Origin of the sequence: Roseibium porphyridii, assembly GCF_026191725.2 — a bacterium.
GTDB lineage: Bacteria > Pseudomonadota > Alphaproteobacteria > Rhizobiales > Stappiaceae > Roseibium > Roseibium porphyridii.
In genome coordinates this window covers 2,012,961-2,038,816 of the sequence record NZ_CP120863.1, presented here as the reverse complement: position 1 = coordinate 2,038,816, position 25,856 = coordinate 2,012,961, and the positions used below count along the sequence as shown (strand labels likewise).

The following is a 25,856-nucleotide window of genomic DNA, read 5'->3' as shown; positions in this document are numbered from 1 at the left end:
GTTTACCGGCCAAGACCGCCTCCTCATTTGTCCGATTTGTTTTTCACGACCCGGCGCGACAGCGGGAAAAGCTCCAGCCCCGTGCGTTCCTTCAGGGTTCCCCACAGGCCTTTGGGGGCTTTCAGCATGACAACGATGGCCACGACACCAAGAATGAGCAGGTAAGTCGTACCAAGATCCGAGAGCGTCTCTCTCAGCAGGAAGAACACGATCACACCAATAATCGGCCCCTCCAGTGTTCCAATGCCGCCGATAACGACAATGAAAATGACAAAGGCAGTCCAGTCATTGACATTGAAGGCTGCATCCGGGGAAATCCGGAGTTTTTGCAGGAAGATCAATGCACCGGTCATCGCCGTCAGACCCGCAGCAATGATGTAGACAACGAATTTGTGCCGCCAGATATCGATGCCAAAACTCTCCGACGCCACCTCGCTGTCGCGTATCGCGGTCAGCGCCAGACCGTTGCGGGATCGCAGCAACATGTAGATCACCACGAGCACCAGGACGGCCATTCCAAGCGCTAGCCAGTATGTCGTTGCTTCACGCATTGAGCGGTTGGAGGCCATGCCACGCACGATGGCCACAGGCAGGCTGGTGCCGGACCCACCGCCGAGTGCGGAAATCTGCGCAAATGACAGTCGGAACACCTCGGCGATCACCCAGGTTCCAATCGCAAAATAAGCGCCGCGCAGCCTGAAGATAAGCAAGGCCACGGGCACAGCGACAAGGGCTCCAAGTATCCCGGCCAGAGGTATGGCCACGATCGGCGAGACACCGGCAAAGATCGCAAGAGCGAAGAGCATGTAGCCACCAAAGCCGACAAACGCCTGCTGACCGACAGAGACCAGCCCTGCATACCCGGCGAGCAGGTTCCAAAGGCATGCAAGAGAGAGATAGAGAAACATCTCGCTCAACAGTCTCATGTCTGCTCGGCCTGCCCACCAGGGTGCTGCAATCAAACCGGCAACGACCAGAATACCGACGACCGCAGCCGTCCGGGTCACCGTCGAGGATCGGGATATCGAATAAGTTGTCGTAGTCATCAGTCGATCCTCGGAAACAGTCCGCGGGGCCTGACGGCAAGCACGAAGAGGAAGGCGATGTGGCCGGCAAGAAGCTGCCACCCCGGATTGATCTGCGCGCCGATGTTCTGGCTGACCCCCAGGATGATGCCACCAATCAATGTGCCCCAGAGATTTCCGAGCCCGCCGATAATCACGGCTTCAAACCCAAATATGAGACGGCCAGGACCGATCGACGGATCGAAACTGGTTCGAATGCCCAGAAAAACCCCGGCAATGGCGACCACAGCAAGAGACAAAGCCATCGCAAGCCCGAAGACATGTGCCTTGTTCAGACCCATGAGTTCAGCAATATCCTGTTTGTCGGAGACGGCCCGGAATGCTCTGCCCAATGCGGAGCGGTAGAATACCCATTGCAGACCGGCGATCACCACGACAGCCACCAGGAACATGATGAGCGGCAAGACACCGACGTTGAGGTCACCGGGCAGTGCAATGCTGGCTGTCTCTATCGGTCCGGCACTCATCTTCTGAGGGTCGGCGCTATAGATCTCAAGGAGACCGTTCTGGATGATAACCGAAAGCCCGAAGGTCACCAGCAAGGGAGGCAGGATGTCGTCTCCAAGCGTTTGATTGAGGATGCCGCGCTGCAGCACATATCCCAGCGCGGCCATTGCCGGGACCACCAGCAATAGCGCAAGTAAAGGAGAAATCCCGAGCACTGACGTCACCGAAAGCCCCAGAAAAGCCGCCAGAACGATGAAGTCGCCGTGTGCAATATTCACCAGGCGCATCACACCGAAAATGAGTGAGAGACCCGCAGCGAAAAGCGCATAAAGCCCGCCGAGCAGGATCCCTTGAATGATGGCGTTGATCCAATCCATCTCAAACTCCGAAGTAAGCGGCGCTGATGTCGTCGCGGTTCAGCGTCTCAGGACGCCCTTCCAGGGAAATTCGGCCTTCCTGTAGGCAGTAAACACGGCTGGAAACACTCAGGGCTTTGGCTATGTCCTGCTCAACGATGATGGCACTCATGCCCTCACCGATAATGTTTGGCAGCGCTTCGTAGATCGATTTGATGATAATGGGTGCGAGACCAAGGCTGATTTCATCGAAAAGCAGTATTTGCGGGTTCGACATCAGGGCGCGTCCGATGGCGACCATCTGTTGCTGACCACCTGAGAGTGCCGTTGAAGGAACGTTCCTCCGCTCCTTCAGGATCGGGAACAACTCAAAAACCTTCTCGAGCGACCAGGGCCCCTTGCGACCCATCTGCCCGCCGATGATGAGGTTCTCTTCGACCGATAATGACTGAAAAAGCTGGCGCCCTTCCGGAACCATGGCAATGCCTGCCGCAGCGACCTGATCTGCGCGACGCGAACCGATGGCCTCGCCATTCCATAACACCATGTCGGGTTGGTTCCTGATCAGTCCGGTAATAGACCGCATCAGCGTGGTTTTGCCAGCACCGTTGGCGCCGATGATGGCGATAACTTCCCCGGGAAAGACATCAATCGAAATTCCAAAAAGTGCTTGGAAATCGCCGTAATAGGCTTCAAGAGCCTGTGTGGACAGCAATGCATCAGCCATCTGCATCCACCCCCATGTAAATCTCCTGCACGGCTTGGCTCGCCATGGTTTCCTTCGGATCGCCGTCAGCGATCTTCCTGCCGAAATCGATGACGATCAGGCGGTCGACAACGGAGAGAAGCGCGTGAACGATATGTTCGATCCAGATGATCGACAGACCGGTCTGGCGGATCGTGTTGATCGTCGTGACGAGATCCTGGCACTCCTTTTCCGTCAGGCCGCCGGCAATCTCGTCCAGAAGCAGAACTTGTGGCCGGGCGCACAGGGCGCGTGCCAATTCCAGCCGCTTGCGGCCAAGCAATGTCAACTTGCCAGCCGGATCATTCGCACGGTCGATCAAACCAGTCAGCTCCAGAACTTCAAGGCAATGCGCATTGGCTGCAGCTAGCGTGTTCTGGGTTCCGTGTGTGGCCGCGACCAGCGTGTTCTCAAAGACCGTCATCCTGGAAAAGGGCTGCGGGATCTGGAACGAACGTGCGACACCAGCCCGGCAGCGTTTGGCTGCCGAATGTCGTGTCACATCCTGTCCGTTGAGGTAGATCGTTCCCCGGTCGGAGCGAACCGTTCCTGTGATCAGATTGAACATGGATGTTTTTCCGGCGCCATTGGGGCCAATCACACCCAGTGCCTCACCGCTCCCGAGTTGATAGCTCAGGTCATCGGCCACGGTGATCGCGCCATACGCTTTGGAAACGGATTGTAGTTCTAGGACCGGTTTCATGCAGACCTTCAGAGCTGGTGTCTTGGAGGGGCTGGCGCGCGGCCTGGAAGCCACGCGCCGTCCAGGCATCAGGAAAGCAACTGCAAGGTCCCTGTTGTCGGAATCTCGGGTGCGCTGTGATTGGAGGTGATCACCAGCTCCATCCCATTTGCCCCCTTCTGCCACTGTCCTGCAACCAGCGGCGTCTTGGACACGTTCTTGACCGGGCCAAAGTCCCAGTTCACGTGACCAACGACCGTAGCCAGATCGGTTTTGGAGATGGCTTCCAGGATCGCATTCGGATCATCCAGATCAGCACTGCGCCGAATAACGTCTGTCGTCACTTCAAAGAGTGCATGTTTGAAGCCGATGGGCTGTGTCCATGGCCGGCCGGACGATGCTGTATACCCTTCCGCGAGCTGCTTCGCTGATACGCCGGTCAGGGAAGAGCTGAATGGATGGTTCGGTGTCCACCAGATTTCAGATGTCAGACCGTTGCCACGCTCCCCAAGAGACTCAATAACAGAGGGGAAAAGAAGAGCCTTGCCGATGGTCACCACCTTCGGATTGAAGCCTTGTTGCGCGGACTGCGACCAGAAAGTTCCGAAATCGGGCGGTATCATATTGCCGGTAATGATATCGCATCCCGCTTCCTTGAACGCCGAGATCTGACTGGAGAAATCATCCGTTAGAGGCTGATAGCGGCCAGGATCTGTCAGCTCGAATCCACTGCCGATCAAGGCCGGCGGAAAGCCGTGGATCTCGTCGCCCCAGGCATTGCCATCCGCATCATTGGGGAAAAGCCCGCCAACCTTGCGCTCAACGCCGCTTTCCTCCCACAGCGCCAGGAAAGCCTTGATGACGTCTTCCAGGCCCCAGAAGAAATGATAGGTGTAGTCAAACCCGGTTGCCGGGTCGCCGTTTCTTCCAAAAAAGTACGGTTGCCACGGACAATCCGTCGTGACGCAGGGCACTTCGTTCAGTTCGGCCTGGTCAGATACCGGATTTGTGGTGTCCGGCGTGGAGGCCGCAACAATGATGTCGACTTCATCACCCAGGATCAGTTCGGATGCCACTTCAGCCGCACGGTTCGGATTGGATTGGCTGTCCTTGGAAATGATTTCAACCTGATAGGTCTTACCATTGTTCTCAACACCGGCTGCGAGCACCTTGCGGATACCCTCAAGAACGTAGTCGTCAGCCTCGGCAAATCCCGCCAGGGGACCGGTCCGCGGACTGACATGACCGATTTTGACCACAGGATCCGCAGCATAGGCGCGAGTGCGCGTCAAGATCGCGGGCGCGGCTAGCCCGGCCGATGCTCCGGCCAGAAATCCGCGGCGGGTGATACCTTTTTTCTTCCCAATCAGCGTCATCATCTTTCCTCCCAGATGCGCTCAAGATTTAAGCGGCTGTCACGTCAGGATCGTTTCGAGCTTCCTAAGGTGAGTTGCGACACGCGTTCGGACATCCTCCATGTCCTCCGGCGTCCAGCTCATAAATCCTTCACCGCTCTTCATGCCGAGCTTTCCGGTCTCAACCAGATCACGCAGATAGGGTGAAGGGGCTGGCCGATTGTCGAGGTCGGCCAGAACATTTTCATGAATATCGAGTGTCAGGTCCGTGCCCACGAGATCGGCATTTGCGAGCGGACCGAGAACCGAAAGTCGGCGCCCAAAACTGGCATTGACAACTTTGTCGACGGCCTCGGCAGTGCAGACGCCACTTTCCACCAGATAAATGGCTTCACGCCACATCGCATGCTGAAGGCGGTTGCCGATAAACCCGGCAACATCCTTTTCAACTCGCACCGGCGTCTTGCCGACAGAGGTCAGCAGCTCGACGGTTTGTTCGATGGTTGTTTCATCCGTCCATTGCGTCTTGATGACTTCAACAAGCGGTATCAAGTGAGGCGGGTTCCACCAATGGGTGCCCAGTGAACGGTCTTGATGTTCCAGGTCCGCCATGATCGTAGTGATCGGTATGACCGAGGTATTGGATGCAAAAACGGTATTTGCGGATGCATACTGCTCCACTTCCTGGAACAAGGCTCGCTTAAGCTCAGGTTTCTCAGGGGCCGCCTCGAACACGAAGTCTGCGTCGCATACGCACGCGTTGATCTCTTTGTGGGCCGAAATACGGTCAAGGACTTCGGCATTCTCGGCGTTCTCGACACCCATGGCATCAAGGCTTTTGGAAACACGTTCAGGCAAAGCGTCAAGACCGGCCTGAAAGGCATCGAAGACATTGACCTTGTGTCCTGCTCGGGCAAAGGTCAGCGCAATACCATGCCCCATCAGCCCAGCGCCAAGTACGGCTATTGTGAAGGATCGCGCCATCGTTCAGCCCGCCGTGTAGCCGCCATCGGCGTAAAGTATGTGACCGGTGTAGAAGTCGGATGCATGCGATACCAGAAACAACAATGGCCCGATCAGATCTTCCGGTTCACCCAGGCGCCCCTTCGGTACGCGGGCGATAAAACCTTTGCGGAAACCCTTGGCCGTATCGTCTTCCTCGAACATCCATGCTGTCAGCGGAGAGCGGAAAACAGTTGGAGCAATGGCGTTGACGGTGATGTTCTCTTCGCCAAGTTCGCACCCAAGAGCTTTGGTAATGCCGTCAACAGCAGCCTTTGACGCGCAATAGGCTGTGTATCCGGCCGGATGACCAAGCAGGCCGCGCGCGGATGAGACCAGCACGATCTTTCCGCCGGTAGGCTGTTGCTTCATCTTTTTGGTGGCAGCCCGTGTCAGAAGCCAAGACTGAGTCACGTTGGCTTCCATCACGCCGTCGAAATCCTTTGGAGTGAGCGTATCGATCTTCGCGACCTTGTTCATGCCTGAAGCAACAACAAGTATATCCAGCGACCCAAAGCGCTCGACCGCAAGGTCGGCAAGACCGTCGCAAACTGTCTCATCAGTCGGACGCACGGCCTTTGTGACGACATCAGCGCCAAGTTTTTCACATTCGGCAGCCACTTCGCCCAATGCCTTCTCGTTGGCTGCTGCCAGGACCAATTTGCAGCCCGCCCCCGCAAGGGCTCTTGCAGCGACTGCGCCAAAGGCTCCCGAAGCGCCGGTAATCAGCGCAACCTTGCCCGAGACATCAAACAATCCCAGCGGGTTCTTCCAGGCATTACTCATGTCTTTGCCTCCGACGGATACGGGATCACGACAAGCATCGTGCACACCAGGTTTGAGCGGTTCTCGATGGTACGCACTTCATTCGGTGCGATGGTGCAGCTGTCGTACTTTCGCAAAACAGTCTCTGCGCCTTCGGTCATCACGGTCATCTCGCCCTCCAGGACCACGTAGACCTTTTCGAAGGGAGTTGAGTCAGGCCCCGCCCCCCCACCGGGCAGGAACTGGCTTAGCCCGACCCACTGGTTCTCCGGACCACCTTCTTCGAACCCCTGCAACCGCAAACCGACCACATCCCGGTGATTTGGCGCTTCATAAGGGGCAGCGTCTTCAAAGCGTTTCACATGCATTGTCACCCTCCCGAACCTTGTGCATGAAGGTCGCCCACAACGGGGGGCCCGTGATGAAGGATCAGAAGGTTTCGCCTGCCTCGATGCGATACTGTTGGCCGCGGTCGATCATCGCCACAAGGCGGATGATGCACCCATCGCCCCGGTCCCAGTTCCATGGGAAAAATGCAAACGTGCAGCGTTTTCCAGTGACTGCATCAAGATCGCCGCCGACATTTTCGATGCCAAGAATACCGTTGCTGAACAGCTTGTTGTGAACCGGTTCCCACTCGGGAAAATCGTCTTTCCAATCGCGGCCGCCGGACCACTCAAGATACTCCTGCTCCAAATGCGGCAGGATTGGCCCGTTGCGCTGCGGACCGATGGCCGTCGCAAGCGGGTGGTCATTTGCCTGGGTATCGTGACCAACAACCTTAATGCCTTTCTCCACGATCCAGTCGGCGGCGGAAGGCACGAGGCCGGGACAGTAGGCAAAGTAGTCACCATCCTCATATTGCTTGTGCCAGCCCGTGTTGATGATCAGGACATCGTTCTTGCGGATTGCATGGCCACAAGCCTTCTCCAGGTCGTCGCCCGTGATCGGCTCCCACTTTTCCTTCGGCACCGAGACAACCAGCCCGGACCCGAAAAAATGAGGCAACGGCACTTCGTCGATGAACGGTGTTCCGGGAACGACATGAGCCGGTGCATCGATGTGCGTCGTCACATGCATCGTGGTGGTGATTGTCTGGGACAGCACACCGGACTTGGCCATGTAGTGCTTCCGCTCAATCTGGACATCTTTGAAATACGGCCAGTTCGGGCACTGAAATCCATAGCGGTGCGACAGGTTATAGAACTCGACGCCCATATCGTTGTTCAGGTTTTCCTGAAACTCGATCCCGCGAATCATCACTGACATTTTTGATCCTCCCGAAGGCCAGCGCCAATCTGTATTGCTTTACGGTACGAGTGTATCATAATGTGGTCAAGTGTTTTCTCGACACGACGCGTATATTTGCTATATGCAGACAGTATCACGCTGCATTAGCATGCGATTCCAGACCGGAGCTGGACTAGGAACACGGGCGGAAAAAGTCATGAATATCGAAAGGAAAGCGCAAACAAATCAAGGCGTTCAAGTTATTTCTCGAGCAGCCGAGATTCTGCGGATTCTGAAAAAAGACAACTCCGGACTAAGCCTTGGCGGCATAGCTGAGCGCGTACACCTGCCCCGCTCTACGGTACAGCGTATCGTGAATGCGCTCATCGCCGAACGTCTGGTCATGGCAAGTTCTGCCGAAGGGGGGCTAAGGCTCGGGCCGGAAATCCAGTCGCTGGCCGCAGCTGGCCGGATCAATATGGCCGAGCTCATTCGGCCTGTCTTGGTCGACCTCTCTTCAAAGACAGAAGAGACCGTTGACCTGGCCGCATTTAGGGAAGATCACATGGTCTTCGTTGATCAGGTGATTGGTTCCCATCGCCTTAGAACCGTCTCTGCCGTTGGCGAAGTCTTTCCCATGACAACAACAGCCAACGGCAAGGCTGCACTCTCCTTGTTCGAGGACGATGCACTCGTTGCAATCGCAACACCGGAATTGAAAGCGACCGAGGATGACGCCAAACCATTGTCGGAGTTCATGCGGGAGATCGAAGACATCCGGCAAACCGGCATCGGTTGGGACCTGAACGAGCACACAGACGGCATTTCAGCAGCCGGTTTCGCCTTCAAGGATCCAATGGATCAGATCTATGCAGTATCGATACCTGTGCCGTCTCACAGGTTCACGCGTCTCAAAGGCGCTCTGGCGGAGCTCCTCCTCCAGGCAAGAAAATCAATCCTGCAGCTTCTCTGATCGAAACAGCTTGACGATCATGCCGGCATCACATTGTTTCACCGGCACCGGTAGGTCAGGTCTGGCCGTCAATCGGATTCGGCCCAGTATAGGACCAGCGATAAGCTGGCGGCGTCGGCCCCTTGTTCCGGCCACCCTGGTTCATTTGCTCCCAGGAATGCGCGATCACACCGACGGACCTGGACAGGCAAAAAAGCCCGCGCGCGAGCTGCCCGGCGAAACCGAGCTCCGCATAGACAACAGCGGTCGCTCCATCGATGTTCATGGGAACGGGTTTGCCCTTCCGGGTGTTCAGGATCTTCTGGATTGCCCGTCCGATTTCGGCAAACCGTCCGCTCACAACACCGTCCGCAGCGGCCGCGTCCACAAGACCAAGCAGGCGTGGCGCTCGCGGATCTTCTGGCTTGTGAAACCTGTGGCCAAAACCTGGCACGAAAACGGTCCGCTCGGCCTGCCAACGGTCAATCATCTTCGCAGCGGCCTGATCAAGGCCAACGCCGTCTTTCATGACATCATCAATCCAGCCATAAAGTTCTACAGCCTGTTCACCCGCCCCCCCGTGAACGTCGTCGAGCATATTGACTGCAGATGCCATTGCACCGTTAAGACCAAGGCCGCAGGTAACCGCCATGCGCGCCGCGGCAATCGACGGTGCCTGCGGACCGTGATCAACCGCCGCAACGAGAGCGCACTCCAAAAGCTTTGCCTGTTCGGGCGTGGGCAAGCCGCCTCTCGTCATCAGCCAGATCATTTGAGGAAAGGTGACGTTGCCGATCAGCTCTTCGATCGGGTGGCCGCGTAGCCGTATCTGCCCGGGCGCCATGTCTATGATGTCTGTCGCCCACCAATCGGATACATCTTTGCCTGCGTTGCTCATAGTGCACCGTCGCTTCGAAGGTCTTCCAGCTCCTGGCTGCTGAGACCAAGCTCGCTCCAGATTTCATGATTGTGCTCGCCAAGAAGCGGCGGCGGTGCGGACACCTTGGGTGCATCACCATCCAGCTTTATCCCGGTCGTCGTCACGGCGATGTCCCGACCAACACCAGGCACCTGCTGAAAGGTGTGCAGGAAGCCTCGATCCGCGATTTGCGGCATTTGCAGCACTTCCGGAACCGTCAGGACAGCCCCGGACGGCACACCGATACGATTGAGTTCCTTCGCCCAATCACGCGCTGGGCGGGTTTTCAGAACAGTCTCAAGCTCCGCTTTCAGCGCCAGACGGTTTTTCTTCCTGTTTTCGCGCGTCGCGTAATCAGGGCGCTCGCGCAGTGCACTCAAGCCCAGATGATCGGTAAGCAACACCCACTGCTCATCCTTGTTGGCTGCAATGTTCAAAAGACCGCTGCCTGCCTGGAAGGCTCCTGAGGGAGCTGACGTGACGTTCTCATTGCCGTTCGCTGCGGGTTCAACACCAGCATTCAGGTAGTTGGATACCACCCACCCCATGGTCGCGAGCACCGATTCAAGCATGGAGACATCGATGAAGCTGCCCCTCGGCGAAGCATTCAACGCTGAAGCGACCGCAAATGCAGCGGTAATTCCGCCGACAGTGTCGGCGACCGGGTATCCAACGCGTAATGGCGCGCTTTCGCTGTCACCGGTGATCGACATGACACCGGAAGCTCCCTGAATGATCTGGTCATACGCCGGGCGATGGACCCAGGGTCCGTCCTGTCCGAAGCCGGAAATGGCGCAATAGATCAGTTCAGGTCGCTCTTTCTTCAGTGCATCGTAACCAACCTGCAATCGGTCCATAACACCGGGACGAAAGTTTTCGACCAGCACATCTGCGGACCTGACGAGCTTGATGAAAAGCGCTCTTCCCTTCGGGTGTTTCAGATTGACAGTGACGGATTTCTTGCCCGCATTCTGCGCAAGAAAAGAAACACCCATGCCTTTCTCGTTCAGATCGGGATCAGCGCCAAGATTGCGGGCCAGATCGCCTCGGCCCGCGGCCTCGACCTTGATTACTTCCGCCCCAAGATGCGCCAGATGGTGGCAGCAAAATGGGCCGGCAAGAACATTGGTCAGGTCGAGGACCCTAATCCCTTCAAGCGGTTTCGACACCTGATGTGTCCCTTCGTGCTGCCGTTATCAATCGCCGTCAGCGACACCTTCCGCACGCAGGCGTGCACGACGGGCTCTGTAGCCGGGCAGAACAACAAGAACAACGGCAAGGATCAGCAACCCGAGCGTCATCGGCCGTTCCCAGATAAATCCGACACCGTCGTAAAGCTGCATGGCACGGGAGAAGTTATTCTCAAGCAAAGGCCCAAGAATGAACCCGATCAGCAAGGGAGCCAATGGATAGTCTGCAAAGCGGAACAGCGTTGCACAAATCCCGAAACCGACAAGGAGAAGAAGCTCCGTGGCGTTGTTCTGGCCGATATAGGCGCCCATCAATGTGAAGAACAGGATGAACGGGATGAGATAGTTGCGCGGAACCGCCAGAACCTTTGCGATGTAAGGGATCAGCGGCAGATTGAGGATCAGAAGAACCAGATTGCCAAGATACATTGAGATGATGACGGCCCAGAAAATCTGAGGCTCATCAACCATCAGGCGCGGACCTGGACTGACATTAAGCGCGATCAACGCCCCCAGCAGAATTGCAGTTGTTCCTGAACCGGGGATGCCCAGTGTCAGCAGAGGAACAAATGAACCGGTGCAGGCGGCATTGTTGGCGCTTTCAGGAGCAGCAATGCCTTTCACTGAACCTTTGCCGAACTCTTCCTGCTCTTCCTTGTTCGCGATGTTGCGCTCAACCGCATACCCAAGGAAAGAGGCAATCGTCGCCCCTGCGCCGGGCAGAACACCGATAAAGAAACCCTGGAGCGACTGCCGGCCGATCACCGGTGTGATCTTGCGCGCTTCGTCCTTGGTAATCCGCAAGTTCTTGATCTTGCCACCATCACTGCCGTCGCCGGTTTTTGAGCGCGCAGGGTCAAGCACAAGGAAAATGGCTTCAGGGAGCGCGAACATCGCCATGGCAAGCGTGATGAAGCCAAAGCCGGACTGGAGATCCATGACGCCCATGGTGAAGCGCGGCATATTGAAAAGAACGCCTTCGCCAACCGTTGCCATCATCAGTCCAAGGAACGTCATCAGCAGCGCCTTGCCGACTTGTCCGGTGCCGGCAAATGCGGCAATCGCTGACAACCCGACAACCATCAGTGCAAAATATTCAGACGAATGAAACAGCAGCGCGACGGAGGCCAGCGCCGGAGCAAACACCATCAGCAGGATCGCACCGATGGTGCCCCCCGCAAACGAGGAGATCGCGGCAACCGTCAAGGCCTTCCCGGCCTGCCCCTTACGTGCCAGCGGATAGCCGTCGAAGGAAGTAGCAACAGTCGAAGCGACGCCTGGAGCATTGATCAGGATCGAAGACGTCGAACCACCAAAAACCGCACCATAATAAACGCCAGCAAGCAGAATCAGTGCAGCTGACGGGTCACCGATTGTGATCGCGACCGGGATCATGATGGCAATGATCGACATCGGGCCAAGCCCGGGCAGCATGCCGATGAACGTACCGATCAGACAGCCGCCTACAACCATCATGATGTTTGTGAATGTGAAGGCCGTTGCGAGGCCCGTCAGAAGTCCTTCGAGCATCTCAGCCTCCAATCAGAAAAGACGGGAATGGACTTAAGAAGATGCCCAGCACCACGTCCACAAGGTACCAGACCGTACCGGCAGCAATAGCCGCGACAACGATCATCATGACATAGCGGCGCTCACCGAGAATGAAGCTGCCAACCGTGAGAAAAAGAAAAGTGGAGGTTAGGAACCCAAGCGGCCGCAGCAGCAACGCATAGGCAACCATCAAGCCCAACAGGAGAAGCGCCTGGCCGACCTTGTATTCATGTAGACGCGACAGATTGATGTCTGCAGCGTCCTTCTTGTCGGGGGATTTTTCCAGACCGAGCAAGATGCTCAGCGACAGAAGAATTCCGCCAATGGCCAAGACTTTGGGAAAGCTTGAGGGCCAAATTGGGCTGCGTTGCATGATCGGCGGCAAAAGCGCGTCCATGGTGAAATAAGCTGCATAGCCATAAGCCAGACAGATCAACAAGATGACCAGTGCTAGCCAGCGATCAAGCGCCATCGTTCCCCCCACATTTTTTGGATTGGGCGGCACGTCCGGGAAGTCCCGGACGTGCCTTGCGTTTCAGCTCTGCTGAACGTCGATCAGAGGAAGCCGAGCTTCTTCATCAGATCGCCGATGGACTTTTCCTGCTCTTCAAGGAAAGAGCGGAAGTCGTCGCCCGGATTGTGGATGTTCACCCAACCGTTGCGAGCCCGAACTTCTTCCCACTCATCGGTTTCGTACATCTTCGCAATGGCATCCTGGTAAGCGGCCAGTTTGTCCGCCGGAAGACCAGGTGCAGCGAAGAAACCGCGCCAGTTGACGAAGGTCGTGTCATTGCCCTGCTCGACCATGGTCGGGGCATCTGCATAGGCGTCGACGCGTTCAGGTGCAGTTACACCGATGATGCGCACTTCACCTGCCTTGGCCAATTCAACGGCTTCTGAGAAGCCGGTGGAAACGGCCTGAACTTCACCGGAAAGCAGACCAGCCATGGTCTTGCCGCCACCGTCATAAGGCACGTATTTCATCGCGACTGGATCAGCACCGGCTGCCTGGAACACCATTGCCGCAACCAGATGGTCCATGCCGCCCGGCACAGAACCTCCACCAATCGCGGTCCCGGCAGGATCCGCCTTGAAGGCTTCGATCAGACCGTTGACGTCCTTGATATCGCCGTCGGCAGGCACCACGAGAGCCGCATAGTCACCGATTGTGCCGGCAACCAGAGTCAGATCACGGAAGTTCTGCGGGAACACACCGGTCAGCGAGCGGATCACGATCGGCGTGGAGTTGACCATGAGCGTGCCATGGTTGCTGTCCGCGTTTTCAATCAGGAAGCCGATGGCCTTGCCGCCACCGCCGCCGGACATGTTCTCGTAAGATGCCGTGCCGACTAGGCCTGCCTTCGTTAGCGCTTCACCGGTGCCGCGTGCTGTGCCATCCCAGCCACCACCTGCACCGCCTGGAATCAGGAAGTGGATGCTATCGACAGCCGGTTCTGCAAAGGACGGGGTTGCAAATGAAAAAGAGACTGCAGCAGCAGCCAGAACGACCCGACGGGTCATTTTCAAAAGTGTCATATTTTCCTCCCAGACACGCTGGGGCTTAACGAGCCCCTTGCAAACATTAAAAGTATTGGGAAAGCTGACAGGAACCTGTCACGCTACCAAAAAACAACGACAAACGGCTAAATTGGCATGCGCTTCCTACTGATCGAGGACAATGAGAAACTGGCTAAGGCCATTGTCGAACGGCTGAGCCTCGACGGTCATGTCGTTGATCATGCACCTGATCTGGAAACGGCCGCCGCCTGTTTGGCCAGCACCGGTTATGAGCTCATTCTGCTTGATATCATGCTGCCCGACGGGGATGGACGCACGTTCCTGGAAAGGCATCGCACAGGCGACAATGACACTCCTGTTATCGTTCTGACGGCGCGTTCTGAAGTATCGGACCGCGTCCGGATGCTCGACCTGGGTGCCGACGACTACATCACCAAACCCTTCGACTTTTCCGAACTCGAGGCCCGTTGCAGGGCCGTGCTTCGTCGAAGACAAGGCGCATCGCGCAACCAGAAAACCTTCCAGGATGTTGTGTTTGATCCGCTTGCAGGAACCGTTGCGGTTGCCGGAAACGTCTCCGACCTCAGGAACCGGGAACTGCGGCTGCTCGAAGTCTTTTTCTCGGCACCCGACATGATCTTTTCAAAGTCACACCTGGTCGACCGCCTGTTCTCCTACGACGAAGACGTTTCTGAAAATGCGATTGAGGTCTATGTGGGGCGCGTCCGCAAGAAGCTTCAGGGAGGGCGCGTCAAGATCGAAACTGTGCGCGGTGTTGGCTACAGGATGACGGCCTCATGACAGCCGTCCGTACTAAAGGCTCGCTCAGACGGCGGCTTCTCCTTCAATTGCTGCTTGTTGCGGCCATTCTGTCGGTTGCGCTCTATTTCACGGTACGTGCGCTCGCCCAGCAGGCGGCTGAAACCACCCAGGACAACATCCTGATTGCCTCGGCAACTGCAATTTCGGAGGCCGTTCGCGCCGAACGCGGCCAGATCCTGGTCGACGTACCTTATTCAGCCTTGTCGATGCTTGGATCTATAGCTGAAGAACGGGTGTTCTACCGCATCACCGCAGACGATCTGACCGTCACGGGATACGATGACTTGCCGGCACCTTCTGCCACTTTTGACGCTGGCAATCCGGTTTTTGCAACAGCCATCTACCGCGAGGACGAAGTGCGCATCGCAGCGCTGCCAAGACGTTTGACCGTGGGCGATGAAACAGTCATTTTGACGGTGCTTGTCGCTCAAACCCGGCTGGGACTTGCTGCTGTTTCTCTGCAGATCTCGATTGCTGCGGCTGCGGCTGGTATTGGATTTTTCGTTCTCTCAGGGGCACTTAGCTGGTTTGCGACCAACAATGCCATGCGGCCATTGAACAGGCTTGCCCAGTCGGTTGCGCGCCGCGGCCCGCAGGATTTGAGCCCGGTCGAAACGTCGGCCCCGACCGAGCTCGTACCCTTGCTACAGTCCCTCAATACGTTCATGGGCCGACTCAGCGCCTCACTGGCGAGAACCGAAGACTTCATCGCCGAAGCAGCACATCACGTGCGCACACCGCTCGCAACGGTCAGAACACAATCAGAGATCGCCATGCGCAGCGTCCGAAAACCGGAAAACAAACAGATCCTGCGAGAAGTCATACGCGCTGCAGACGAGAGTTCGCGCTCTGCAGGTCAGCTGCTTGATCATGCGATGGTCGCGCTGCGGTCCGACAATCTTGAGAAGGAACGCCTCAATGTGAAGGAGCTCGCTCAGGATGTGATCAGGTCAATCAGTCCGACTGCGGACTTGAAGGATATAAGGATCACCTGCTCTGGTTCGGACACAATCGGCTCGGTTGAAGGTGACCCGATCCTGTTGCAGAACGCGCTGCAAAATCTCCTGGACAACGCTGTGAAATACTCGCCGGAGGACAGCGTCATCAAGGTGGAAATCCTGCAATCGGGATCAAGTGTCAGGGTCGATGTCATCGACGAGGGCCGTGGTCTCGGTGACGGCGACCGGAAACACCTGACCGAGCGCTTCGGCAGAGGTGACAATGTCCGCGACATTATTGGCTCCGGCCTCGGGCTCACCATTGTCGAGGAAGTCATGCGCGCTCATGGCGGCACGCTGGAACTGTCTGACAACCCGGAAAAGAGAGGCACATGCGCGTCCATATCCTTACCATTGGCCTGATCGCATCGTTCTGCGCCCTGATCACGACGGCAAGCGCATTCGTTGCCGAAGAGGAGCGCCTGTTTGAGGTCGAAAACCGAACGGCAACACTCAACATTCTGTCGACGGGCGACCTCAGTATCTTCGCACCGCTCATCGAGGCTTATCAGGCACGCAACCCGGGCATTGAAATCCGTTATGTCACCGCTTCCAGCAGCGAGTTGATGAAGGCACTTTTTGAAGAGAATGCGGAATTCGACATTGCGATGTCATCGGCAATGGACCTGCAGACTAAACTCGTCAACGACGGCTTTGCCTTACGCCACGTGTCAGCGGAAACCAGCACCCTGCCCGACTGGGCCAAGTGGCGAGATCGTCTGTTCGCCTTCACCCAGGAACCAGCAGTCTTGGCCTTTTCCAAATCTGCATTTGAGGGATTGCCGACGCCGACCAACCGGGACGAACTGATTGCGCTGCTGCGCGAGAACCCGGACCGCTTCAACGGCAAGGTCGGGACTTATGACATAAGGGAAAGCGGGGCTGGGTACCTTTTTGCCACGCAAGACTCCCGACAGTCTGAATCCCTCTGGCGAATGGCCGAGGTGATGGGCAGATTGAACGCGCAGCTTTATTGCTGTTCAAACCAGATGATCCGGGACGTTGCCGACGGACGACTGGCGCTCGCCTATAACGTTCTTGGTAGCTACGCGGCGGCACACCTTCCAGACAACCCGGATCTCGATGTCCTGCAGTTCAACGATTTTACCACCGTCATGTTACGGACGGTACTCATTCCAAAGACCACCCAGGATGTGGACCTGTCCGGCCAGTTCATAGATTTCCTGGTATCGGGTTCCAACCGTGAGCTGATCGAGGAATTGACCGGTTTGCCTGCGATTGATCCAGGGGTCTTACAGCGTGAGGCTGCCTTCCGCCCCATCCGTCTCGGTCCGGGCCTGCTCGTTTATCTTGACCAGCTCAAGCGTCGCACATTCATCCGCGCCTGGCTGAACGCCATGGTGCAGCCCTGAAATCGACAATAGAAAAATTTGAACCGCTCTTCGGCGAAAGACACCCTCCAGATAAAATCCGGACCTGCTTCGGATCTCAAAGTTGAAGCGGTTCGTCAGAGATCAGAACTCCGTCTTCGTCGCAGTAAAGGCACTTCCCCGGTTCAAAGAAAGCACCGCCGAACGCGACAGGTACATCGATTGCGCCCTTGCCGGTCTTTCCCGAACGAACAGGGCTTGTTCCCAAGGCTTTGACGCCGATCTCAAGATCGGCCAAACGATGGCTGTCTCTCACCGCACCGTTTACGATAATGCCCGCCCAGTCATTTTGGATAAGCCGCTCCGCCATCCGATCACCAAGCAGCGCAGTGCGGTTGGAACCGCCACCATCCAGAACGATGATGGCGCCGTTGCCTGGTTGAGAAAACAACGCCTCCTGAACCAGCTTTGTATCATCGACCATGACCGCCGTCCTGATACGGCCAGAAAACCTGCGTTTGCGTGCGAAATCGCGGAACGGCAACTGAACGAAAGTTACCTTCTCCGGATAGGCATCGTTCAGATCGCACGTTGCGAAAAAAGCCAGGGCCTCGCTCACGGCTCTTGCCCGAGCAAGGCTGCGGGGTAAAGGACCGCACCTTCCATGATACGCCTTTGAGTGCGAAACGTTCCGGCCGTGACCGCTTCGGGCCCGAAGGCACCTGTCCGCACATCCGCTGTCACGGTCAGAACTCCGGATGGCGTCCCTATTCTCAGATCTTTTCCCTCAATCTGTGCAAGTTCCTGAACCAGCGAGCCCGGCACCTGAGCGGCAACAGCCGTGCACATGCCGCCCGTCAGTGTAATCGCGCGATGGAAATTGCCCATCGAGATCAGCCGGACGTTGATGTCATGCGTTTCCGGTCCATGCCTCGCGCCATCCAGAGACGTAAATTCAGAAGAGCCGCCGAGGATCGCCACCTTCGGCGTCGATCGTTTGACCTCGCTGACAGACCCTTCCATGCCCATGGCGACAGCGCCCGCGCAACGCACATTCTCCAGGCGCGCCATCAGACCGGCATCTGCATCAAGTTGTTCAGGCAACTTTGAGGCAGATGTGCCTAGATCCGCCGCGCGGACATAGACCACTGCATTGGCTGCATCGATCAGAGACACCGTGACCGGACCAATATCCGCCACTTCGATCTGATCAACGACATGACCGCTCGGAAGCAGTTTTCCGGTGGCCGCCCCTCCCGGCGTCAAGAACTCAAGCACCACCGGCGCTCCCGTTCCTGAAACACCCGGTATGGAAACATCGCCCTCTTCGACAGCCTTACCGTCCCCTACGGGAAAACGGGCATGATACAACCGATCGGTGTTGGTGTCGTAGATGCGTACAAGAGCATCGGATTGCCCGGGCGCAAGTTCGACCATGCCCTCATCGACGGCGAATGGGCCAACACACGACGCCATGTTCCCGCAAGCCGATCCGTAGTCGGCCAGAGCTTCGTCAACGGCGATCTGAACGAAGGTATAGTCGACATCCGCATCGTCGCGATCCGAAGGGCGGACAATGACAACTTTGGAGAGCGATGACAGACCACCGCCCATGCCGTTGAGCTGGCGGCCATACGCGTCCGGACTGCCAAGTACATGCAGAAAAATCCGGTCACAAAGGGCACGATCAGTCGGCAGATCCGCACCGTTGAACACCACTGCCTTGGAAGTTCCGCCCCGGTAAAAGGCAGCTCGCAACCGGTTCTGCATCACGCTGCTCCTGCAAGGAATGACCGGAATGCACGTGGCAATAGTCCGCCGGCGGCAAACGTTGCACGCTCGCCGTCATTGTAGAGCCGCAAATCCAGAGGTGTTGTTTCGACACTGCCATCCTTGCGATTGATGGTCAGCGTTGCCCCGGTGAGGTCCTTGTCGAACGCAATATCAAATGTCTCGCTACCATCGAGGCTTAAGGTCTTGCGCGTGACACCATCTGGAAAACACAGTGGAGCGATGCCCATATTGACCAGGTTTGAACGGTGGATCCTCTCGAAACTCTCAACGATCACGGCTCGGACACCGGCAAGCCAAGGCGCTTTTGCAGCCGTGTCTCTTGAAGAGCCACAACCATATTCCTTGCCGCCGACCACAACAAGTTTCTGGTCTCGCTCGAGATAGGTCTGGATGGCCTTGAACACCGAGGTGACTTCGGCCTCTGGCTCGATCCTTGCCCATGAGCCTTCCTTGTCCGGTGTCATTTCATTGCGCAGCCTGTAATTGGCAAAGGTCGAACGCACGACGACGTCGGAACACCCGCGCCGGGTTCCGAAGGAGTTGAAATCGCGGGGAGCGACACCTTGTTTCTGAAGGAACTGGCCAGCTTCAGATTCCGGAGTGATGATACCCGACGGCGATATGTGATCCGTCGTCACACTGTCACCCAGAATAACCAGAGGCCGAAGGCCCAAAATAGGCGCAACCGGTGAAGCGTCACGCTCGATTTCGCGAACGAACGGCGGGAAGGAAACATAGGTCGACGGAACCCAGTCATAGGTGCCGGCATCCGTCTCAAGTGCGTTCCACTCGGCATTCACGTCGTTGATTGCAGCGTAGTTTTTGTTGAATTCATCCGGCGTGACAAACGTCTCGACGATCTTTGTAACTTCGTCAGCGCTGGGCCAGAGGTCGGTCAACATGACCGGATCGCCGTTCTGGTCGCTGCCAAGCGGCTCTAGAGTGATGTCCTTCAAGATTGTGCCCATCAAGGCGTAAGCCACGACCAGGGGCGGAGACGCGATCATGTTGCGCGACGCAAGCGGGTGGATCCGCCCGGCAAAATTGCGGTTTCCCGACAAAACGGCGATGCCCTTCACATCATGCGCCTTGATCGTCGCTTCATGCGCAGGATGCAGCGGCCCGGACATGCCGTTGCAGGTCGAACACGAAAACGCGGCGACCTCGAAGCCAAGTGTGTCCAGCGAGCTTTGCAGTCCGCTCTCCTTTAGGTACTTCGCAACCACCCGGGATCCAGGTGCCAGAGAGGTTTTGACATGCGGCGGGACCTGCAGCCCTCTGGCAACCGCATTTCGGGCCATCAGGCCGGCTGTGACCATGTTCCGCGGATTCGCCGTGTTGGTGCAGCTGGTAATTGCCGCGATGATCACATCGCCATCGCCGATATCATGCGCTTCCCCTTCGACCTGAACCCGGCGCTCGGTTTCACCTTTCAATTTCAGTCGCTCGGTCGCATCCGACAAATCAATCCTCTGTTCAGGGCGCGACGGGCCTGAAACCGAACGCCCGATCCGGCTGAGGTCAATTTCGACGACTTCGTCATAGTCAACAGCGCTATCAACTCCTTCCAGCCAAAGGTTCTGCGCCCTGCAATAAGCTTCCGAGCGCGCAGCGCTTTCATTGCGCCCCGTGTCGTTCAGATACCCGATGGTGCGCTCGTCAACCGGACAAAAGACCATGGTCGATCCATATTCGGGTGCCATGTTCGCGATCGTTGCCCTGTCGGCAACGCTCAAGGCGCGGTACCCTGAGCCGAAGAGTTCAACAAATGTGTCGACAACGCCAAGTGCCCGGAGTTTTTCGGCAACGACAAGAGCAATATCGGTCGCGGTGATGTCGTCCGAGGGCGCACCGGATACTTCCAGCCCGATAACACGCGGCACGTTGACCGGAGATGTCTCGCCGAAAAGAATGGCTTCCGCCTCCAGTCCACCAATTCCCCACCCCATGATACCCAGAGCATTGATCATTGGCGTATGGCTGTCGGTGCCAAGACTGGAGTCGGGTACCAGAAGATCGGCATCATCCTGAGACGGCAAAACGGTTTGGCCGAGATACTCAAGATTGACCTGATGGCAGATACCACCTCCCGGCGGAATGACCCGCAAGCGGGGAAATCGTGTTTCACAGGCCTTCAGAAAGGCAAATCGTTCACGATTGACTTCAAATTCACGGTCCATGTTTTTCTGGAGAGCAAACCTGTCAGCCCAGTGATTGATCGACATGGAATGATCGATCACGAGATCAACGGGCAGGCTCATGTCGACCGTGCCCGGATCACCACCCTGTTCTTCCAGCAGATTGCGCATCGCCATGATGTCGATAAGCGCCGGGATACCGAGCATATCATGCAGCAAAAGACGTGCGGGCCGGAACGGGACGGCGTCTCCTTTGCGCGCCAGAACGTCCAGTGCTGCAGCACCGTCTTTCGAATGGCGGGCCGCATTCTCGGCCAAGAGGCGCAGAGAATAAGGCAGGCTGCGAAAGCCTTCTCCGAGAAGACCGCAATAATCGGCGGCGCGAAACTGTGTGTGGGGGACCTGATGGTAGCGCACTATACCTCTCCTGAATTGGCGCTAGGCTAGACAGGCTTGCCCGGATGCTGCAAGTTGAACCGGACTGCGTTTCACCAGACAGAACGGCCATGACTGCCAATCGCACTGAATCCGTTGAACGCGCGCTGTCGATCCTGAGCGCATTCTCAACGCAAAAGCCAATCATGACACTTGCGGAAATCGCCGAGGAAACCGGTCTTCACAAGAGCACGATCCTGCGTCTCACCAATTCAATGCGCATATATGGCTTTATTCAGCGCGACGAAAACGGCAGTTTCAGCGTCGGACCGAGCGTGTGGCGACTAGGTCTGATTTTCCGACGTGACTTCACCCGGCGAGAGCATGTGGCCCCGTCTCTAAAGATCCTTGCAGAAGCGACCGGAGAAACCGCATCTTTTTACGTGCGCGCAGGCAATGAACGTGTCTGTTTGTACAGGGAAAATTCCCCAAACCTGTTACGCTTTCATGTTGAGGAAGGCATGCGGCTGCGGCTTTCGACGGGAGCGTCCGGTCTCGTGCTCCGCCGATATTCGGGAGAAGATGTTGGTGATCTTTCCCTCTTCAACGAAAACGGAACGGTGAGTGCCGTCGGACAGACCAACCCCAATATTTCCTCGATATCGACGCCCGTCTTTACTGGGACCAGTGAACTCGCCGGAGCGCTCACCGTCTCCGGTCTCGCCACACGGTTTGATGAGGAAGCGCGTGCCAAGGCAATTCCGCTTCTGGAAAGTCTCGCCAAAAGTCTGACAGCAAATTGATCCTGACAGTTTTACCTGACAGAACGCACTAGAGCACAGCTTGCTTTGTCTTGGCGCGCACAGTACGCCAAAGCCTATGTTCCATTGACCGGAGATCGCTGCAATGATGAACCATGAGATCAACAAAGCGTTTCGGCAACGCCTGAACAAGGGCGGCGCGATATTGATGCCCGGTGCAGCAAATGCGCTGGCTGCAAGCGTGATCGACCGTCTCGGTTTTGAAGCGGTCTATATATCAGGCGCCGGTCTCACCAACACGTATCTCGGCATGCCGGATCTCGGTTTCATCTCCCTCCCGGAAATTGCTCAGCACACGGCCACCATCCGCAACACGACTGAATTGCCGATTGTCGTCGATGCGGACACCGGCTTCGGCAATGCTCTCAATGTAAGCCACACCGTTCGCACGCTGGAACGCGCCGGGGCCAGTGCGATCCAGCTTGAGGACCAGGTCAATCCAAAACGATGCGGTCATTTTTCAGGCAAGGACGTCGTCGATTTGAGCGAAGCACGCAGCAGGATCAAGGCTGCCGCCGACGCACGGCAGGATCCGAATTTTTTGATCGTCGCACGAACGGATGCCTGTGCGACCCATGGCTTTGACGCTGCTATTGAACGAGCTGAAGCCTTCATTGAAGATGGCGCTGACGTGACCTTTATCGAGGCCCCCAAGGATCTTCAGAACATTCGGGACATTCCCCGTCGTCTGCCCGGAACACCGCAACTGATCAATCTGGTTGTGGGTGGCAAGACCCCGATTATCGATTTCAACGAGTTGGACCAAATGGGGTTTGGGCTGGTCCTTTATGCAAACGTCGCGCTGCAAGGTGCCCTCAAAGGCATGCATGACGCTCTCTCAATGCTGAAAGTTGACGGCCGGATGGACGAGACCGGCCCGGTCGCAAGCTTTGAAGTCCGCCAGGACGCGGTCAGAAAGAGTTATTATGATGACTTGGAGAAAAAGTATTCGACAGACTAGTCTGCTGTTCTGATGCAGAGGCGCTCAACTTCGGAAGTTTCCCGACTTCGAACAAACATTGTGGTCGAGAAACCCCAACTGCAGCGAAATCCTCGTTTCAGTCGCGGGAAATATAAAATGGTGGGCCCGGAGGGACTCGAACCCCCAACCAATCCGTTATGAGCGGACGGCTCTAACCAGTTGAGCTACAGGCCCACGGCACCTGCCGGTTCGCGACTGCGGCGGCCGATGCGGATCTTCCCTATACCACGGCAATTTTGTCGGGCAAGTGCTTTGCGCAGACATGATGCAAAAGCTCTTGGAAATCAGGTTTTGCGGTCGCGGATTTTTAACAACACACAGCCCTCAAGCAAAAACAGGTTCCGTTCACGAGCTGCTTCGGGTCTAAATGACATCCAAACAATGCCTGTTCGAATCCCTTTCGCGGAGCTGCCATGCGATCCCCGCTCCTGTCCGTTACCTTAAGTGTTTTCCTGGTCCTGATGATTGGCTGGCTCCTTGTCGTCGGCCGGTCGCTGGTGCTGCCATTCGTCATAGCACTGATCGTCTGGTACATGATCAACTCGTTGTCTCATGTCTTTCAGCTGATACCGATTGGCCGTTGGCGCTTGCCCGGGTTTGTCACCTTTACCCTGTCCCTTCTGTCGATCTTCGCTGTCAGCACGTTTGTTCTCGACATTGTCACGGTCAACCTGACCCAGTTGGCTCAGGACGCACCGACCTATCAAAGGCGCCTTGAGGAATTGTTTGATCAGGCTTCCTCGTTGTTTCACCTCAATGATCCGATCGAGCTGAAAGACCTTCTGCCGGAGTCCGTCGTTCCTCGCATGGTAACGGCAGGGGCCAGCTTGGTGACGACCATAGCCGGTTCAGCCAGCCTGGTTTTCATCTACGTACTGTTTCTTGTGCTGGAGCAATCGACCTTCGACCGCAAGTTCGAGAGGCTCTTTTCAGATCCTGAAAAAGCTCAGGCGGCGTTTGCTATTCGGGCAGAGATCAACCGCTCGATCATGCATTATTTTTCGATCAAAACGGCCGTATCAGTCGCAACCGGCGTCCTGACCAGCCTGGTGCTGCTGGCCATTGGTCTGCCCTATGCAGCTCTGTTCGGCTTCATTGCCTTCCTGTTGAATTATATTCCAACCATCGGGTCACTGATCGGAGTGATTTTTCCCAGTTTGCTCGCAGTCGTCTACTACGACACTCTGGCACCATTCTTCGCCATTGCGACTGGTCTTGGGCTGATCCAGTTCGCCGTCGGCAATCTGGTTGAACCGAAGCTGATGGGTTCCAACCTCAACCTGTCCGGACTGGTCATCATGCTCTCCCTCGCCTTCTGGGGTGCCATCTGGGGCGTTGTCGGGATGGTTCTGTGTGTTCCACTCACCGTCATGATCGTCATTGTGTGTGCGAGGTTCGAAGCGTCCCGACCGATTGCCGTGCTTTTGTCTGAAACAGGCGAGGTCGGCTTTGCGGAAAGCAAAGCCTAAAGTGTGCGAAGCTGACTGCGCCCGTTTTGAGAATGAATGGAACATGAACCGGCTAGCCATACCCAGGCCGCAATAAAGAGCGATATCGCCGCCAAATCGGATGTTTCAGAAAGGACCCTTTTTCATGACCTCCCATTTTTTGCAGGCCCCACTCCGGTCAGTCTCATTCTTCCGTCAACTGACGCTCGCAACATTGCTCGTTGTCGCGCCGCTCGCCTCCGGCCCCGTTTCTGCTGAAGAAGCTCATGCCGTTCAGCCCGGCAACATCACCATGCAGGGCCGTGGGTCCGTTGCAGTGGCACCGGACATGGCGGTCATCACCGCCAATGTGGTGACAACCGCAAAGACGGCCGAAGACGCTCTGTCTGAAAATTCTTCCGCCATCGGCAAGGTTATTGATGCCATCAAAAACCAGGGCATAGAGGCAAAGGACATCCAGACCCGCGGCTTTGGAATCTATCCGCGTTACGAGCAGTCCAACAGCAGCTCGGGACGCCAGCCAAATATCATCGGATATGAAATCCGCAATGGTGTGGAGGTCAACGTTCGCGATCTGGCCAAACTGGGCGGCCTGCTGACGCTTGTCGTTGAAAACGGAGCGAATTCAGTCGACAGCATTCGGTTCGAAGTGAGCGACCCGAATGAGAAGCTCGATGAAGCCCGCAAAAAGGCTGTTGAAAATGCGCGCCACAAGGCGGAGGTTTTTGCAGCTGCTGCCGGCGTTGGACTTGGCAACATTCTGTTCATCACCGAAACCTCTACCCAGATGCCCCAGCCTTTGATGATGCGGGCTGAGAGTATGATGGCCTCATCTGCTGTTCCGATCGAAGCAGGCGAAACCACAATCAGCGCAGATGTTACAATTCGCTGGGAGATTGAAACGAAGTCTGGCGATTGAGACCAGGCTGAGGCGAACATCTATCACCGCGGTTTCGGTCTTGAGTGAACGTCAGGGGCCAAACCTGCGGTGATGGACGTGAACAAACAACATGTTCAACGCGTTGGGAAACACATGTATTCAGCAGATCGTCCTTTAAGAGATCTTGCTGAAGCATTGAAAAATGACGTCAATTTTTCAAGAATGTGAAAGTCGTGCTGCATTTTGTCGGTAGTTCCAAGAGTGTATTTCTGTGACACTGCTTACCCCAACACCGAGCAACCCAGTATCATATCATGGATGCAGAGAAAAATTCTGAAATTATCGCACTTTTACTTAGTCGCCGGCACCCGTAAAGGCTATTCTCACTTTGAAACAGCCAGTCATCATGACAGCAAATGAATATATCTAAAGACTAAATCTAAGGTTGCATTAGGTAAAATCGCTTATAT

Annotated in this window: 25 protein-coding genes and 1 tRNA gene; 8 read left to right on the top strand and 18 right to left on the bottom strand. The window is 56.3% G+C overall.

Features of this window, described 5'->3' with window-relative positions; translation table 11 throughout:
* Window positions 1–23: 23 nt before the first annotated feature.
* From K1718_RS09435 to K1718_RS09395, 9 genes are all read right to left on the bottom strand, one after another.
* The gene (locus K1718_RS09435; protein WP_152500684.1) at window positions 24–1,046 is read right to left on the bottom strand and encodes a branched-chain amino acid ABC transporter permease; all 1,023 of its coding nucleotides are present in this window, start codon (window positions 1,044–1,046) and stop codon (window positions 24–26) included.
* Window positions 1,046–1,909 (bottom strand): branched-chain amino acid ABC transporter permease, encoded by an 864-nt coding sequence (locus tag K1718_RS09430; RefSeq protein WP_152500683.1) that lies wholly within the window; start codon window positions 1,907–1,909, stop codon window positions 1,046–1,048. Before K1718_RS09430 ends, K1718_RS09435 begins: the two co-directional genes overlap by 1 nt.
* Window position 1,910: 1 nt before the next feature.
* Window positions 1,911–2,621, bottom strand: coding sequence for an ABC transporter ATP-binding protein (locus tag K1718_RS09425; protein WP_265684048.1), 711 nt, complete (start codon window positions 2,619–2,621; stop codon window positions 1,911–1,913).
* Entirely contained in the window at window positions 2,608–3,336 is a 729-nt protein-coding gene (locus tag K1718_RS09420) for an ABC transporter ATP-binding protein (RefSeq protein WP_152500681.1), read from the bottom strand. The genes K1718_RS09425 and K1718_RS09420 overlap by 14 nt, the downstream gene beginning before the upstream one ends.
* A gap of 68 nt (window positions 3,337–3,404) precedes the next feature.
* Window positions 3,405–4,694 carry an ABC transporter substrate-binding protein gene (locus tag K1718_RS09415; RefSeq protein WP_371419571.1) on the bottom strand — a complete coding sequence of 430 codons (1,290 nt, stop codon included), beginning with the start codon at window positions 4,692–4,694 and terminating at the stop codon, window positions 3,405–3,407.
* A 36-nt stretch (window positions 4,695–4,730) separates the two neighbouring features.
* On the bottom strand, window positions 4,731–5,654 hold the full coding sequence (locus tag K1718_RS09410; protein WP_265684046.1) for a 3-hydroxyacyl-CoA dehydrogenase family protein: 924 nt from the start codon (window positions 5,652–5,654) through the stop codon (window positions 4,731–4,733).
* Between the two features lie 3 nt (window positions 5,655–5,657).
* Window positions 5,658–6,458 (bottom strand): SDR family NAD(P)-dependent oxidoreductase, encoded by an 801-nt coding sequence (locus K1718_RS09405; RefSeq protein WP_265684044.1) that lies wholly within the window; start codon window positions 6,456–6,458, stop codon window positions 5,658–5,660.
* Window positions 6,455–6,805, bottom strand: a complete 351-nt coding sequence (locus K1718_RS09400) for a cupin domain-containing protein (protein ID WP_152500678.1) — start codon at window positions 6,803–6,805, stop codon at window positions 6,455–6,457. The genes K1718_RS09405 and K1718_RS09400 overlap by 4 nt, the downstream gene beginning before the upstream one ends.
* A gap of 61 nt (window positions 6,806–6,866) precedes the next feature.
* Window positions 6,867–7,706, bottom strand: coding sequence for a cyclase family protein (locus tag K1718_RS09395; RefSeq protein WP_152500677.1), 840 nt, complete (start codon window positions 7,704–7,706; stop codon window positions 6,867–6,869).
* Between the two features lie 178 nt (window positions 7,707–7,884).
* Between K1718_RS09395 and K1718_RS09390 the strand changes: the two genes are divergently transcribed.
* On the top strand, window positions 7,885–8,640 hold the full coding sequence (locus K1718_RS09390) for an IclR family transcriptional regulator (RefSeq protein WP_265684040.1): 756 nt from the start codon (window positions 7,885–7,887) through the stop codon (window positions 8,638–8,640).
* A gap of 55 nt (window positions 8,641–8,695) precedes the next feature.
* Here K1718_RS09390 and K1718_RS09385 read toward each other — a convergent pair whose 3' ends face one another.
* The 5 genes from K1718_RS09385 to K1718_RS09365 all read right to left on the bottom strand — a co-directional run bounded on the left by K1718_RS09385 (window position 8,696) and on the right by K1718_RS09365 (window position 13,815).
* Complete coding sequence (locus K1718_RS09385) at window positions 8,696–9,517, bottom strand: citryl-CoA lyase (protein WP_265684037.1); 822 nt, start codon at window positions 9,515–9,517, stop codon at window positions 8,696–8,698.
* Entirely contained in the window at window positions 9,514–10,707 is a 1,194-nt protein-coding gene (locus K1718_RS09380; protein ID WP_265684035.1) for a CaiB/BaiF CoA transferase family protein, read from the bottom strand. Before K1718_RS09380 ends, K1718_RS09385 begins: the two co-directional genes overlap by 4 nt.
* A 27-nt stretch (window positions 10,708–10,734) precedes the next feature.
* Entirely contained in the window at window positions 10,735–12,258 is a 1,524-nt protein-coding gene (locus tag K1718_RS09375; protein ID WP_152500673.1) for a tripartite tricarboxylate transporter permease, read from the bottom strand.
* Between the two features lies 1 nt (window position 12,259).
* The gene (locus K1718_RS09370) at window positions 12,260–12,751 is read right to left on the bottom strand and encodes a tripartite tricarboxylate transporter TctB family protein (protein WP_152500672.1); all 492 of its coding nucleotides are present in this window, start codon (window positions 12,749–12,751) and stop codon (window positions 12,260–12,262) included.
* Between the two features lie 83 nt (window positions 12,752–12,834).
* A complete protein-coding gene (locus tag K1718_RS09365; protein WP_152500671.1) occupies window positions 12,835–13,815 on the bottom strand; it encodes a tripartite tricarboxylate transporter substrate binding protein in 981 nt (326 codons plus the stop codon).
* Between the two features lie 117 nt (window positions 13,816–13,932).
* Between K1718_RS09365 and K1718_RS09360 the strand changes: the two genes are divergently transcribed.
* From K1718_RS09360 to K1718_RS09350, 3 genes are read left to right on the top strand one after another with little or no spacing between them, the layout of a single operon-like run.
* The gene (locus tag K1718_RS09360; protein WP_152500670.1) at window positions 13,933–14,598 is read left to right on the top strand and encodes a response regulator transcription factor; all 666 of its coding nucleotides are present in this window, start codon (window positions 13,933–13,935) and stop codon (window positions 14,596–14,598) included.
* Window positions 14,595–15,980 carry a sensor histidine kinase gene (locus K1718_RS09355; RefSeq protein ID WP_265684031.1) on the top strand — a complete coding sequence of 462 codons (1,386 nt, stop codon included), beginning with the start codon at window positions 14,595–14,597 and terminating at the stop codon, window positions 15,978–15,980. The genes K1718_RS09360 and K1718_RS09355 overlap by 4 nt, the downstream gene beginning before the upstream one ends.
* Entirely contained in the window at window positions 15,950–16,990 is a 1,041-nt protein-coding gene (locus K1718_RS09350; RefSeq protein WP_152500668.1) for an ABC transporter substrate-binding protein, read from the top strand. The genes K1718_RS09355 and K1718_RS09350 overlap by 31 nt, the downstream gene beginning before the upstream one ends.
* A gap of 76 nt (window positions 16,991–17,066) precedes the next feature.
* Here the strand turns inward: K1718_RS09350 and rraA are convergent, their stop codons facing one another.
* Genes rraA through acnA form a run of 3 tightly spaced genes read right to left on the bottom strand, consistent with a single transcriptional unit; the run spans window position 17,067 to window position 21,297 of the window.
* Window positions 17,067–17,567, bottom strand: a complete 501-nt coding sequence (gene rraA, locus K1718_RS09345) for a ribonuclease E activity regulator RraA (protein ID WP_265684028.1) — start codon at window positions 17,565–17,567, stop codon at window positions 17,067–17,069.
* Complete coding sequence (locus tag K1718_RS09340; protein WP_265684026.1) at window positions 17,564–18,718, bottom strand: 2-methylaconitate cis-trans isomerase PrpF family protein; 1,155 nt, start codon at window positions 18,716–18,718, stop codon at window positions 17,564–17,566. Before K1718_RS09340 ends, rraA begins: the two co-directional genes overlap by 4 nt.
* The gene (gene acnA, locus K1718_RS09335; RefSeq protein ID WP_265684024.1) at window positions 18,718–21,297 is read right to left on the bottom strand and encodes an aconitate hydratase AcnA; all 2,580 of its coding nucleotides are present in this window, start codon (window positions 21,295–21,297) and stop codon (window positions 18,718–18,720) included. Before acnA ends, K1718_RS09340 begins: the two co-directional genes overlap by 1 nt.
* A gap of 44 nt (window positions 21,298–21,341) precedes the next feature.
* On the opposite strand from acnA, the gene K1718_RS09330 reads away from it, so the two are divergent.
* Window positions 21,342–22,058, top strand: coding sequence for an IclR family transcriptional regulator (locus K1718_RS09330; protein WP_152500665.1), 717 nt, complete (start codon window positions 21,342–21,344; stop codon window positions 22,056–22,058).
* 103 nt (window positions 22,059–22,161) lie between these two features.
* Window positions 22,162–23,037, top strand: coding sequence for an isocitrate lyase/PEP mutase family protein (locus tag K1718_RS09325; RefSeq protein WP_265684022.1), 876 nt, complete (start codon window positions 22,162–22,164; stop codon window positions 23,035–23,037).
* Between the two features lie 118 nt (window positions 23,038–23,155).
* Here K1718_RS09325 and K1718_RS09320 read toward each other — a convergent pair.
* A tRNA-Ile gene (locus K1718_RS09320) sits at window positions 23,156–23,232 on the bottom strand.
* Window positions 23,233–23,471: 239 nt separating this feature from the next.
* Between K1718_RS09320 and K1718_RS09315 the strand changes: the two genes are divergently transcribed.
* Both K1718_RS09315 and K1718_RS09310 read left to right on the top strand, forming a co-directional pair.
* A complete protein-coding gene (locus K1718_RS09315; protein ID WP_152500663.1) occupies window positions 23,472–24,527 on the top strand; it encodes an AI-2E family transporter in 1,056 nt (351 codons plus the stop codon).
* Window positions 24,528–24,651: 124 nt separating this feature from the next.
* Complete coding sequence (locus K1718_RS09310) at window positions 24,652–25,425, top strand: SIMPL domain-containing protein (RefSeq protein ID WP_265684020.1); 774 nt, start codon at window positions 24,652–24,654, stop codon at window positions 25,423–25,425.
* Window positions 25,426–25,856 lie beyond the last annotated feature (431 nt).